Origin of the sequence: Dorea sp. AF36-15AT (genome assembly GCF_003477705.1) — a bacterium.
In the GTDB taxonomy this organism is placed as follows: Bacteria; Bacillota; Clostridia; order Lachnospirales; family Lachnospiraceae; genus Claveliimonas; species Claveliimonas ammoniilytica.
The window spans coordinates 107,657-121,597 of record NZ_QUDV01000004.1 but is presented as its reverse complement, the minus strand read 5'-3'; the positions used below and the strand labels follow the sequence as shown (position 1 = coordinate 121,597).

Here is a 13,941-nt window from a genome sequence, read left to right as displayed (position 1 = left end):
TTTATATATGATGCTGGGGGCAAAAGCCCCCGATTGTGGCATTAGCCAAATGTTTTCATAATTGTATCTGCGTCTGCGTTCTTCTTCAGGTTCTCAAGAAGTGCTTCATCCTCCAGACTTCCTGCGATATTTGCAAGGATTTCCAGATGTTCATCACCCACACCTGCGATACCGATGATCAGGTTTGCTTTCTCATTACCAAACTGTACTCCATCCGGGTACTGCATAACTACGATACCAGATTTCTTAACGGTCTCTTTCGCATCAGATGTACCATGTGGAATTGCTACTCCCATTCCCATGTATGTAGTAACGATCTTCTCACGCTCTACCATTGCATCGATATAATTAGCATCTACATATCCCAGATCACACAGGAGCTGTCCTGCTGCACGGATTGCTGTTTCTTTATCTACGCTTGCACATCCTGTCTTGATTCCTTCCGGAACAAGGATTCCTGCTTTTGTCTCTTTCTTTTCTTCAGCAGGTGCTTCTGCCTTATCTGCTTCTGCTGTCTTACCTGTTGTCAGTGTTTCCAGTTCTGCATACAATGCATCCAGATGTGGATCTGCAAGGAAGTTCTCCAGAGTGATCAGTCTTGCCTGCGGTGCGCTCTTAGCTGCACGATCCTTGAGGATCTCCTGACATACAACTACGTTAGCGTCTGCCGGTACATTGTCTACAGATGTGTTCGTTACGGTAATGCCAAGATTCAGATCTTTAATTCTGTTTCTGAACTTAGTAGCTCCCATTGCGGATGATCCCATACCTGCATCACATGCAAATACGATTTTCTTGATATCTTTTGCCTGTACATCGGCTCCGGATACTGTTGTAAGTCCCTTCGCTTCTGCTTTCATGCTGTCCTTCTTTGCCTGTGCGTCTTCCAGACTCTTGTGATCTGCCATCTTAACGATTGGTGATGCAACCAAGAAAGATACTGCTGTTGCAATTGCTACTCCAAGGAATGTGATAACCATTCCCATTCCCTTTGGAGACATTGACATGAATGCAATGATGGATCCCGGTGATGCAGGTCCAACCAGTCCGGCACCTGTGATGGAATAGAATGTAATTGCACAGATATTACCTACGATTGGTGCGATGATCACAACCGGATTCATCAGGATGTATGGGAAGTAAATTTCGTGGATACCACCCAGGAAGTGAATGATGATTGCTCCTGGTGCGGAATCTTTTGTTGCTTTATCTTTGCTGAATGCCCAGTATGCAAGCAGAACTCCAAGTCCCGGTCCCGGATTAGCTTCCAGCATATACATGATTGACTTTCCGGCCTGTTCTGCCTGAAGTGTCGCGATCGGTGTAAAGATACCATGGTTGATCGCATTGTTCAGGAACAGAACCTTGGCAGGTTCAATAAAGATTGCTGCCAACGGGAGTAATCCGTGATTAACCAGTACGTCAACTCCGGCTGTCAGTACAACCAGTACACCAGCCATGAATGGTCCGATCAAATAAGAACCGATGATTGCAAGGATCATACCAAGTATACCGATTGAGAAGTTATTGATCAGCATCTCAAATCCTGCAGGCATATGACCTTCCATTGCCTTGTCAAATTTCTTGATCACCCATCCGCCAACAGGTCCCATTACCATAGCACCCATCAGCATCGGATAATCCGGTGCACCTACGATAACACCAATAACAGCGATGCCGCCGATAACGCCACCACGGTCTCCTCCGACCAGCTTACCACCCTGATAAGCTACCAGGATCGGCAGAAGGTAGTTTAACATTGGTCCGTTCAGTGCTGCCAGCTTTGCATTTGGCAGCCATCCTGCTTCAATAAAAAGTGCTGTGATAAATCCCCATGCGATGAATGCTCCGATATTCGGCATTACCATTGCGCTCAGGAATTTTCCAAAACGTTGGATTTTGTTTTTCATAGTTACAGTCTCCTTTCATTCCATAAACAGATAACATCTTGTTTCTATGCTTTTATATTAAAATACCTCTGGGTTATTTTCAAACAAATGATATTGCAACTTTGGCGCAAACACTTTGTGACAAACCGCCTTTTTCCCTTTGTCATTATGTCGGTTATAGGTTATACTATATGTAACGAATGAAAGAACAAAACTAAGGAATGAAACGAGGAGGACGTTCGTTATGCTGCTCACCAAGCGTTCCGGGGATATCATCCGGGTACTGATCCGCTTTCCACAGGACAAGCCGATCACAACCGCGATCATCTCCGATGAACTTCATATCAGCAGCCGTTCCATCCAGAGGGAACTCCCCACTGTGGAAAAATGGCTCACCGCTAAGGGTTTCCGTTTTGTCCGTAAGCGCAGTGTAGGTCTGTTCTTAGACGAACCAGACGACCGAAGGAGAGAGCTTCTTACTCTGCTGGATGCCACAGGCACTGATATTCCATCCGCTGACGACAGACACAACCGTCAGCGACAATTACTGCACGCCCTGTTATTTGCCAGAGAACCGGTCAAGTCTCTGACTTTCATGGATCAGTTCGGCATCTCCGAAGGCACACTTACCAGCGACCTGAATCAGATTGAAAAATGGTTTGACAAATATCATCTGCGCCTGGTACGCAGGCAGGGGCTTGGCATCTTTCTTACAGGCAGCGAAACTGCCAGACGCCAGGCCGTTACTTCACATTTAAAAGATCAGAAAGCGATTCCGGAAGCTGAGATTTCCGAATCCATTACTGACAGCGTAGCGCAAATCGTCAGCGACGGAGCACGCACATTGCATCTGAATCTGTCTGACAACGGCTATCTTCGGCTCAACATGTATCTGTCCTACAGTGTCTGCCGGATCCGTCAGGGAGAATATATTACCGCAGAGGAAGCTGCTTTTGAAGACCTGACCATGGAACCGGAATTTGCTGTGGCAGAATATCTGATGCAGAAGCTACGACAGACGTTTCGGCTGCCGATCATCGAGAGCGAGACCAGATATCTTGCCATCTTCCTTACCGGAATCCGGATCTGGTCAGCGGAGCAACGAGATCTGACCAGCAAGCGCGACTTTGACGTACACCAGATTACCCTTGCCCTTATCCAAAATGTCAGCGAGATTCTGGATATTGATTTTGGCAGTGATCCGCAGCTCGCCAGAGAACTTGGCATGCACATCCAGCCGGCTATCGGACGTATCCGTGCCGGCATCCCGATCGAGAATCCACTGTTAGAGGATATACAGAACCGTTACGATGAAATATATCAGGCATGTACCGCCGGATGTATCTCGCTTTCCGCAAGCTATGGGCTGCCGTCTTTTCCGCCAAGCGAAGTCGGATTCATATCCATATATTTCTCCATGGCACTGGACAGACGGGCGAAGCTTGCCAGACGCATCTCGGTTATCATCGTATGCCCGACCGGTATCGGAAGCTCCAGACTGCTTGCCGAGAATCTGCACAAGGCTTACCCGGATCTGGATATCCGCGGCACCACATCAGCGTTCCATATCGAACCGGAAGAACTGGCGCAAAACGACATTGATCTGATTATTTCTACGGTCAGATTAGATACTACTTATCGCTATATCTATGTCAGCCCACTGCTGAACCGTCAGGACCGGATGCTGTTAGACTCCAAGTTCCAGTTGATCCTGTCACAGAAAAGTGATCGCAGACCACATGCAGAGAAGAAAGTACCGGAGACCTCTTTTACACGCAAGGATATTCATTTCGTCTCCCGTACAGGTGCAGAGATTGAGTATCTGTTGGATCACATACGGATCGGGCGCGCACCGGTGCTTCAGGAGCGTCACGAGATTCTTGCATACGCCGCATCACTATTTTCTGATACTCCGGAAATGGAATCACATTTTTATGAGATCCTGAAGAAGCGAGATCAGATTGCCGACACATATATGAAGCCGTTCCATGCTCTGCTCCTGCATGGCAAAAGTCCGGATATCATGCATCCATGTTTTGGCTATGTTCACCTGGAACCACCAATTTATGAGAATGCGCGGATTATTCTTGGTGCAATTGTAACCTTTATCCCGGAAAATGACCCGGATCAGGTATCGGCTCCGATCGTCAGTGAGATCATCGGCTCTCTCATGGAACAACCGGAACTTCTGAAAGCATTAAGGGAAGATGATGACGAACGTTTCACCCTGTTACTGGAAACGTCATTGATGAAATTCTATAAAGAAACGGCTGCTGACCGGCTGAAGCTGTCAGCGCAGGACAAATAAACTGAGGATATTGATATCTTCTATCCCTCCAAAAAAGGCGCTGTGAAAGTCTTATGTTCAAGCTTTCACAGCGTCTTTAAATTCTTAACAATATAGATTATGCATTGTATCCGTCTGGATTCTGCGACTGCCATCTCCAGGCATCCTCACACATCTCCTTCAGACCACGCTCCGCCTTCCATCCAAGCACCTTCCATGCCTTGGCAGGATCTGCGTAGCATGTTGCAATATCGCCTTCTCTTCTCGGCTGGATCTCATATGGAATCTCTTTGCCGCAGGCTTCACCAAATGCCTTTGCCATCTCAAGTACAGAATATCCTCTTCCTGTTCCCAGATTGATGATGTCCAGTCCCGGTTTGGTAAAGATATAATGAATTGCCTTTACATGACCGATTGCCAGATCCACTACATGGATGTAATCACGCACGCCGGTTCCGTCCGGTGTGTCATAGTCATTGCCAAACACACCAAGTTTCTCACGCTTGCCGACCGCCACCTGTGAAATGTAAGGCATCAGATTGTTCGGAATACCCTTCGGATCCTCACCGATGCGTCCGCTCTCGTGTGCGCCTACCGGATTAAAATAGCGAAGCAGGATCACGTTCCATTCCGGATGTGCTTTCTGCAGGTCTGTCATGATCTGTTCCATCATAGACTTGGTCCAGCCATACGGATTGGTACACTGTCCCTTCTGGCAAGACTCCGTGATCGGAATCACTTCCGGATCACCATATACGGTAGCAGACGAACTGAATACGATATTCTTGACGCCTACTTCGTCCATAACCTTCAAAAGTGTCAATGTTCCTGTAATATTATTCTGGTAATATTCCAACGGCTTCTTTACCGATTCTCCAACCGCCTTCAGTGCCGCACAGTGGATCACTGCTTCGATATCCTCTGCTGCAAACATCGCTTTCAATGCTTCTTCATCCAGGATATCCCCTTCATAAAATGTAATCTTCTTGCCTGTCAGTTCTTCCACTCTCTTCAGTGACTCTCTGGAAGAATTACACAGATTATCATATACCACTACGGAATAGCCGTCATTTAACAGCTCCAGAGCTGTATGGCTTCCGATATAACCTGCGCCTCCTGTAATTAATATACTCATAGGTTTGATCCTCCTTATCTTACTTCCACAAATGCTGCGGATATACCCCGTTATCTTTCATCTTCTGCATTGCTTCTACCACAACCGGCTTATCCTCTTTGTAGGTAATTCCATACCATTTATCATGAGACTTAAGTACAGATACGGTTGCGCGGTCTTCCTCTAACAGTCTGCTGACTACCGCCGGAAGGAAATACTCGCACTTCATCGGATTCTCTTTGATGCCCTTGTCAAGAAAAGCTGGGAATCCTGCCTTGATCTCATCCAGAATGCTGCGGGTGAATCCCCACATATTCATAGATACGATCGTATCTGCCGGAAGCTCTGTCCAGGTCTCGCCGTCATCCTCTGTAAATGCGATACCGCCATTTCTCTTCTCGATCTTGGTACGCTCAGTAACCTCTACCAGTTCATGCTGATCGTTGGTCGTACATACACCACGAGATACATGTCCATTGTCGGTAACGGTATTACCAAGAATATAGCCTACCATGGTATAGCGGAATTTATCATCATCCTGATGTGTTGTCAGGTAATCATAGATCAGCTGGAATGCCTCTACCCCGTAATAATCATCCGCATTGATGACTGCAAATGGTCCATTCACCTGATCGATGCAGCTAAGTACTGCATGTGCCGTTCCCCATGGCTTCACTCTGCCCTCTGGCACGCTGTATCCGTCCGGAAGATTATCAAGCTTCTGATAAGCATAAGATACTTCCATATATTCCGACACACGGTCTCCGATTGCTTCACGGAATGCCTGCTCATTTTCCTCTTTAATAATAAAAATTGCTTTCTCGAATCCCGCTCTTTTTGCATCATACAGTGAGAAATCCACAATAATGTGTCCTTCTGCATCCACCGGGTCGATCTGTTTCAGGCCACCGTAACGGCTTCCCATACCCGCTGCCATAATTACCAATACTGGTTTGTCCATAGTTGCTTCCTCCATATCCTTTTATTCTTATATCTATCCATTTAACCGCGCAGCACTTCTGCAAGAATCTCCATACCGCGGTCAATTTCCTCTTTGCTGATGGTAAGCGGCGGAAGAAATCTGAGCTTTGTCTTCGCTGTCAGTACCAACAGACCTTTCTCTGCACATTTCGCTGCTACTTCTCCGGCCGTCATATCCTCCGGAAGTTCTGCGCCAAGCATCAGACCCAGACCTGTCACTGACCTGATCTGAGGCATCGCATTCAGCTTCTCGATCATGTATGCAGACTTTTCATTAACTGCTTTTAAAAATGTCTCATCCATAACATGATCCAGTACATATTTGGCACCTGCACATGCTACCGGATTACCGCCAAATGTAGAACCATGCTGACCAAATCCCAGCACTCCGGATGTCTTCTCATTCATCAGTACTGCGCCCATCGGAAGTCCGCCACCGATACCTTTTGCCATAGTTACTACATCTGGATGTACTCCAAACTGCTCATAGCAGAAGAATGTACCTGTACGGCTCACGCCTGTCTGGATCTCGTCTACTACAAATACCAGATCCTTCTCTTCACAGATGTGTGCGATCTCTTTCACAAACTCAGAATCTACCGGAACTACTCCTCCTTCACCCTGGATCAGCTCAATCATAATACCGCAGACCGTATCATCAACAGCTTTCTTCAATCCTTCAATATCTCCTGCATCTACAAAACGGAATCCCTCTGTAAACGGGAAGAAGAACTGATGAAACACATCCTGTCCTGTCGCTGAAAGTGTAGTGATAGTACGCCCGTGGAAAGAATTATTCAGCGAAATGATTGTATTACACTGGCTTCCATGCTTCTCCATACCATACTTTCTAGCCACCTTTACAGCACCTTCATTCGCCTCTGCGCCGGAGTTGCCAAAGAATACTTTGGAAAACCCTGTGTACTCGCACAGCTTCTCAGCTACCTCTACATCCGGCTGTGTACTGTACAGATTCGACGTGTGCTGCAGCTTGTGTGCCTGTTCAGACACCGCATCTGCCCACCCCTTATCTGCGTAACCCAGGCAGTTCACACCGATTCCACTTGTGAAATCAATGTACTCCTTTCCTTCCGGATCTTTCGCGATCGCTCCGCATCCCTCTGTCAGAGTGACCGGAAAACGCTTGTATGTATTTGCAATATATTTACTGTCTTTGTTCTGAATGTCAATAGAGTTCATGTCACATCTCCTTTCAACCCTGCTATTTCAAGTATAACACGACCACATATCCCCCGCAATGACACATTTGTCTAAAACTTTGCACAATCTGCGATAAAAAAACACATGCAGTTTTGCGAATGCAGGTGGTGGGTCTGACGCACTGAACCACCCATAAACTAAAAAAGGACAGAAACCTTTGTCCCTGTCCTCATTCTCGCTTATCTGCTTCTTCTACGCTTAAAGAACAATGCTGTCATCACTCCTGCAAGAGAAATGACTGCCACCATGCTCCACAAGAGGATATTTGTACTGTCGCCTGTTTTTACTGCTGTATCTGGCTTTGTTGAAGCAGTAGGCTGTTCTTTGTCGGAAATCATAGAAATGACCGCTGTTTCTTTATCATCACAACGTTCACAAACACGTTCTTTTATGCCTGTTTCTATGGTCGTTGCTTTCTTAATGACTTTCCATGCTCCCCACGTATGACCTAACTCATCTACTTCGTTTCCTCTGTAGCTATAGCCACAATTTCTGCAGTTATATGTCGTATATCCTTTCTCTGTGCAATTTGGTGGTGTAACGACTGCAACATAATCATGTTCGTTTACAGTAAACTGTAGCTCCGTTGTTGCTATTTGAGCATTAGCTGCTGTTACAGTAAGCGTTGCCCGATATATACCTGTTGCTAAACTGTCTTTTGGTGCTACTGCTACTTTTAGAGTGTCGTTTGGCTGGATGGTTGTAGTACCATCACCACTCAACTCGAACTTATCCTTATCTGTACCCGTGATAGATATATCTACATTCTCTAAATCAACATTTCCGCTATTTGTAATCGTAAATTCCTTTGCAGTAATTGGTTGATATCCTACGCAAGTTCCTGTAAATGTTCCGTCACCACTTAAAAGCATGCTGTAAACTGCCTTTGTTGCAGGTGGCAGTGTGATATTCACATCACTTGCTGGCGTACCTAAAATGGTAAAACCGTTTTTAGTGATATTTGTTACTGTCAATCCGTTCAAGCCCTGGATACCATCCTCATAACCATCCGGAAGAAAATATCCGTCAACAGCTTCTACTATAATATTCGTAATTGCCGTGTTTGGAACAACTTTCTGCACACCATTTTCCGATGTGATATTCAATCCCGCACCCGCAGCAATATTCACAGCAGTTTCTTGTTCTTTCTCTGCCAAAGCCGCATATGTGATTCTATTTGCTGTATCTGTTGTTTCCAGCCATATCTTGCAATTCGCAAAACTATCTAAATTCATACCACTTGCAGAAACTTCTGTTTCATTCGTAATTTGTTTCGCATACGCACCATTGCTGTTTTGTGCAACCAGATATGTACCATTTGGAACATCTGTTAAGATAACCTTGCTATCATCATAAGAAATTACGGCTGAACCTAGGTTCTTACTATACTTACTGGCGTCATAGCGTAATGTAAACGCTCCATCTCCATCCGTATCCTGCAGTGTTAAATTACCTGTGGATGTTGCTGACGGAACAGCCGATGCAAAAAGAATCGTTGATGAATTCAGTTCAAAAGCAGGCCTTATTTTTTCTACATTGCTTGTTTGAGCTCCATTAAAAGCAGGATAATTCTTAGAAGGCCACGCAGTCAAAACATCATGTCCATCATTCGGATCATCATTACTAACAAATGGTGAACGAATCCAAAATAAATCAAGAACAGATTTTCCCCAATAACTTGGATCAATACGAAGACCGTCATTCAAATCATTTGCGCTGTTCTTTCCCACAGTAATGTGATTATAATCTTCTTGGTCTCCATAAGCCAAATATAGCTTATCCGTCGTGGAATAGACGCCGTTGTTTTTCGTATCATCCGTATAAATCGTTGTTTTATTTATCAGTGCCTGTTCTGAACCTGTAAAAAAAGAAGCTTCCATCTCTTTTAAGGTAACATTCCTTATATAGCTCGCACCGTAGTGATTCGGGAAAACTTCTGCCGGCTCTCCATCAGGATAGGTACAGTTCCACTTATCATCATATGTTTTATTGTCCATATAATTTGATTCAAATTGTACATCATCTCTCATAGAACTTGCAGAAAATAACGTTATGCTATCATTACCTTGACTTCCTGCAATCCACCACTGTTGATTGTTATTTCCAAAATAGACTTTTGCAGGGTTTTTCTCTCCGTCATTATCATTTGTGTCATAGCTTTTTAATTCTTCAACCGTTGAAAACTGCTCTTTCGTTGGCGATTGATTTTCCTCTGCATGAACGCTGGTACTAAACGTCGGAAACATAGTCAATACCATTGCACTTACCAGCAAAAATGAACAAGGCTTTTTCAAATATCTTTGTTTCATATTTACTTTCTGCTCCTTTCCTTGACTTTTCTCAAAAGGTACACCTGTTAATAGCCACTATATCATTATCTAGTATAGCTGAAAACGCCTATTTATTCAATGATTTATCATTTAGAACAGCTCTGAAGATGTTATTTTTTTGCTAAAATTACCAGATTATATTTTTTGTAAAAGGTGTGTTTTTTTAGAGTTTGGAACATATTATTTCTGTTCTGCCAAATTTTGCACCTTTTGCCTTTGTCACCGCTATGCCGCGCACCTGCATTGTAAAATTGAATCCTTAAACCAAAAATATTGTGATCATCTTATTTTGCTTTACTCCATTCTTCTCCACTGTTTTTTACACCATGCTTATTCCATACACCAAATTTTACACCATTTTCCTAAGAAATCCTAAGAACTGTTAAGAAAATACAAGACTTCCTGGATACAGAAAAAAGCCCTTAAACACCGGATTTCCGGTATTTAAAGGCTTTTCTTTCATTCACTCATACTCGACTAATTAAATTAGTCCTGAACGTATGGCATCAGTGCAATGTGTCTTGCTCTCTTAACTGCAACTGTAAGTGCTCTCTGGTGCTTTGCACAGTTTCCTGTGATTCTTCTAGGAAGAATTTTACCTCTCTCAGAGATGTACTTTCTCAGTTTTGCTACATCCTTGTAATCGATTTCGTTATTCTCTTTACCACAGAATACACATACTTTTTTTCTTCTGCGTCCGCCGCCTCTTCTCTTGAAGCCGCCTTCTGGACGATTGCTTTTATCGTAAGCCATGATTATTACCTCCTGAAAAATAATTTGCTGAAAATATATTCAGCCTAGTTAAACGGTAATTCTTCATCAATTCCGTCTGGAATGTTCATGAAGCCGTCACCAGCCGGTGCGCTAGGTGCCGGTGCTGGAGCCGCCTGGAAACCGCCGTTCATGTGAGACTCGCTTGCTGCTTTGCTCTCTGCGAATTCCTGATCTTCTACTACAACGTCTGTTGTGTAAACTCTCTGACCATCTTTGTTCGTATAACTTCCGGTCTGAATACGACCTGTAACGATCACCTTAAGACCCTGGCGGAAATACTTCTCTGCGAACTCTGCGCTTCTGCCGAATGCTACGCATCCGATGAAGTCTGCTGTCTGTTCACCGTCATTATTTCTTCTGAATCTTCTGTCAACTGCAAGTGTGTATCTTGCAACTGCCGTTGAATTCTCACCTGCTGAGTAGCGTACCTCTGGATCTCTGGTCAGGCGTCCCATCAAAATTACTTTATTCATTCTTTTACCTCTCTTCTTCTATGCCTCGTCTTTTACGCATAAATATCTGAGTACGTTGTCCATGATGCGAATTCTTTCTTCAACTTCGCCTGGAACTGTAGCGTCAGATTCGAAGTGGATGAAGTAATAATATGCTTCTTTCATCTTCTGAATTTCGTAAGCGAGTCTTCTCTTACCCCATTCATCAACGTCTGTCACATTACCACCGAAACGAGTAACTAAATCTTTTACCTTTTCGATTACCTGTGCTCTTTCGTCATCTTCGATTTTTGCATTGACTACAACAGTTAATTCATACTTATTCATGTAGTGTGCACCTCCTTCTGGTCTTTTGGCCCCTGTTTCTTCCCAGGAGCAAGGATAGCCCTGTAATTGGGCAAAACAATATATCACGAGTTAGAATGATACCATATAACCAGCTATAATGCAAGCACTTTCTTCTTTTTTACCTTACCTTTTTTACTCTGGTTTGCGAAGTCCCTTCGTATTCTTCTCCACCATCTTACGCGGTGTCATAATCTGATGTCCGCATCCGGTGCATTTCAGACGAAAATCTGCGCCCACACGCAGGATCTCCCACTCGAAACTGCCACACGGATGCTTCTTTTTCAGTTTTACAATGTCTCCGACTTCATATGTATATGCCATGAATATTCCTCATTTCCATCTTTTCTTCATTACTTTTTTACCACATCTTCAGATTCGATCACGCCTCTTACCACCATACGGTTATCATCGCTTGCCGCCGTACAGGTAGACAATGTGACCACGCGCTGATCGGCCGTAACCTCCACACCTGTATGATACGCTCCGGCGCGCTTCGTATCATCCAGAAATGCCTGATATTCTTCATCAGATGCAAACTGCGTCAGGTACGTACTGGATGTATCCTTCACAATTCCTGCGGAATAAATGTGACAGGTCAGCTTCCGTCCGTCCGGTGTATAGATATAGAAATAAGGATTCTCTTTCCAGAAAGATTCATCCTTGTATTTCTCCAGATCATGAAACATGGAATGATCCCTCATACGGTGTCCGTAAATGATCGTATTACGGTCACTGAAATCCGATGCGTTGTCACAATTTACAAAGATCGCGCCTACTGTATTCTCATTCGCTGAAAATGTCCGATTCAGATACAGATCGTTGTCCGTTGTCTGCACCAGCGGATAACTGATCTGCGACGGCTCCGGATAGAAGCGGATCCATCCCACTGTATCTGCATTGATCTTCTTCAATTCATCAAAATCTACCACGAATCCATCTTCATCCTTGTCATCGCCATGTACCGCCACTTCCCGAACCTTGTCGTATTCGGATTTACCCTGATGATATCCACCGAATATCTTATATAGCTGATAACCTGACACGCAGAACACAGCAATCGCAATGATCAATATCAGTGTACTTATGATGCCGCCCTTTTTCTTTTTCCTGCGTCCGCGGTGATACGTCTTTCTCTCCCCCATGTCAGTTCTCCCTTTATTTCTGCTGTTTTTCAGAGTCTCACTTATTCTTCATGATATCTACGATTACTTCTTCTGTCTTTACCATTCCAGGTGACGCGATCCTGCCCATATTACGCATGGTATCTTCCGGCGTCCGGCCGTTAATGCCATGAATCGCATCAATACAGACATTCTGCATTGCCATATCCACTGAACGAAATGCCGCGTCCACAGCCACCATGCCTTTCATCGCGCATCCCTGATTACCGCCGTCACAGATCATACCGGTGAGTCCCGAGGCCATATTCTGAATGATCATCGTCTGCTGTGCTTCCGATGCACCGCGCAGATATCCCAGTCCACATGCCATCCCGGTTCCCGCTGCGATGCCACATCCACAAAAGGCAGACAGTCTTCCGGAATATTCCTTAATGTACATGGTAATAAGGTAACTGAGTGCCGTTGCCCGAAGAAGAATATCATCATCGATCACTTCATAATTCACCTCGTAATAGGCAAATAATGGCATGGTTGCGATAATACCATGTGCTCCGCTTCCGGTAATACTCATAGCAGGACTGGATAACCCCAGTACCCGCGCCTCGATCGCACCATTACACATCAGCTGTGCTGTCTTGCGGGCATCTTCGGATATAATCTTACCATCATTGGCACGAAGAAGCATCGGACCGATCGTCGTTTTCTTAGAATGGATTCCTTCTTCCAGAAGCTCGATATTCATGGAAAATGCTTCTCTGATGAAGCTGATCTCCTTCGCCGGCACCTGTTTCACGTATTCCAGAATCTGTCGCAGAGTATAACGGTGAATGACCGGTGTCTCTGCTTCCTCTGATTCTTCCTGCTGCTCTGTCTTTTCTCCAAATACGATCTCGCCATTCTTCTCTATCCACTGGATATGCGTGTGCGTTCCCCTGATATGGACACTGCAGGTATCGGTCTCTGTGCACACCGTCGCATCAATGGTGATCTCTGATCCCATATGATCCAGTGCAACATGCACCCTGCCATCCCGAACCATCTTCGCCGCAGCTTCATTATCTGCATCTGTAATACCATCCAATGATTCCAGCCCTTTCGCCGGGTCTGCCGCTACTACACCCAAGGCTGCCGCCTGGAGATTCCCATACGCATCTGAGCCTGGTATACCACAGGTATATGCATTCTTATACATGCCGGAATTCAATGCCACATCCACACGCAGCACTTCTCCCTCGGTCTCTGCTTTCGCCCGTGCTGCCGCAAATGCGATCGCACCCGGTTCCGTCACTCCCAATGCCGGTTTCATGTCCTCACGGATCAGTCTGGTCAGTTCTTCCATACACACCCCTCCCTACGCTCTCAATGTTCTTTTAGAATAACACATCTGCTTCATTTTTTATAGATTTTTAAGAGGAAGTTTATTG

12 protein-coding genes are annotated in these 13,941 nt (G+C 44.9%); 1 reads left to right on the top strand and 11 read right to left on the bottom strand.

Features of this window, described 5'->3' with window-relative positions; genetic code table 11:
- Positions 1-41: 41 nt before the first annotated feature.
- Positions 42-1,910 (bottom strand): PTS mannitol transporter subunit IICBA, encoded by a 1,869-nt coding sequence (locus DWZ93_RS07965; RefSeq protein WP_118452509.1) that lies wholly within the window; start codon positions 1,908-1,910, stop codon positions 42-44.
- Positions 1,911-2,133: 223 nt separating this feature from the next.
- Between DWZ93_RS07965 and DWZ93_RS07960 the strand changes: the two genes are divergently transcribed.
- Positions 2,134-4,197: a PRD domain-containing protein gene (locus DWZ93_RS07960; RefSeq protein WP_118452508.1), complete on the top strand. Its 2,064-nt coding sequence runs from the start codon at positions 2,134-2,136 to the stop codon at positions 4,195-4,197.
- Positions 4,198-4,294: 97 nt separating this feature from the next.
- Here the strand turns inward: DWZ93_RS07960 and galE are convergent, their stop codons facing one another.
- From galE to DWZ93_RS07910, 10 genes are all read right to left on the bottom strand, one after another.
- Positions 4,295-5,311, bottom strand: a complete 1,017-nt coding sequence (gene galE / locus DWZ93_RS07955; protein ID WP_118452507.1) for a UDP-glucose 4-epimerase GalE — start codon at positions 5,309-5,311, stop codon at positions 4,295-4,297.
- A 19-nt stretch (positions 5,312-5,330) separates the two neighbouring features.
- Positions 5,331-6,251: a sugar phosphate nucleotidyltransferase gene (locus DWZ93_RS07950; RefSeq protein WP_118383029.1), complete on the bottom strand. Its 921-nt coding sequence runs from the start codon at positions 6,249-6,251 to the stop codon at positions 5,331-5,333.
- A 41-nt stretch (positions 6,252-6,292) separates the two neighbouring features.
- Entirely contained in the window at positions 6,293-7,471 is a 1,179-nt protein-coding gene (locus DWZ93_RS07945) for an aspartate aminotransferase family protein (protein WP_118452506.1), read from the bottom strand.
- 200 nt (positions 7,472-7,671) lie between these two features.
- Entirely contained in the window at positions 7,672-9,801 is a 2,130-nt protein-coding gene (locus tag DWZ93_RS07940; RefSeq protein WP_118452505.1) for a hypothetical protein, read from the bottom strand.
- Positions 9,802-10,308: 507 nt separating this feature from the next.
- Positions 10,309-10,575 (bottom strand): 30S ribosomal protein S18, encoded by a 267-nt coding sequence (gene rpsR, locus DWZ93_RS07935; protein WP_118383032.1) that lies wholly within the window; start codon positions 10,573-10,575, stop codon positions 10,309-10,311.
- A gap of 44 nt (positions 10,576-10,619) precedes the next feature.
- A complete protein-coding gene (locus tag DWZ93_RS07930; RefSeq protein WP_118383033.1) occupies positions 10,620-11,069 on the bottom strand; it encodes a single-stranded DNA-binding protein in 450 nt (149 codons plus the stop codon).
- Positions 11,070-11,087: 18 nt separating this feature from the next.
- The gene (gene rpsF / locus DWZ93_RS07925; protein ID WP_118383034.1) at positions 11,088-11,375 is read right to left on the bottom strand and encodes a 30S ribosomal protein S6; all 288 of its coding nucleotides are present in this window, start codon (positions 11,373-11,375) and stop codon (positions 11,088-11,090) included.
- Between the two features lie 153 nt (positions 11,376-11,528).
- Positions 11,529-11,717, bottom strand: a complete 189-nt coding sequence (locus DWZ93_RS07920; protein ID WP_118383035.1) for a DUF951 domain-containing protein — start codon at positions 11,715-11,717, stop codon at positions 11,529-11,531.
- Between the two features lie 29 nt (positions 11,718-11,746).
- Entirely contained in the window at positions 11,747-12,538 is a 792-nt protein-coding gene (srtB, locus tag DWZ93_RS07915) for a class B sortase (protein WP_118452504.1), read from the bottom strand.
- 37 nt (positions 12,539-12,575) lie between these two features.
- The gene (locus tag DWZ93_RS07910) at positions 12,576-13,856 is read right to left on the bottom strand and encodes an L-cysteine desulfidase family protein (protein ID WP_118452503.1); all 1,281 of its coding nucleotides are present in this window, start codon (positions 13,854-13,856) and stop codon (positions 12,576-12,578) included.
- Positions 13,857-13,941: the final 85 nt, after the last annotated feature.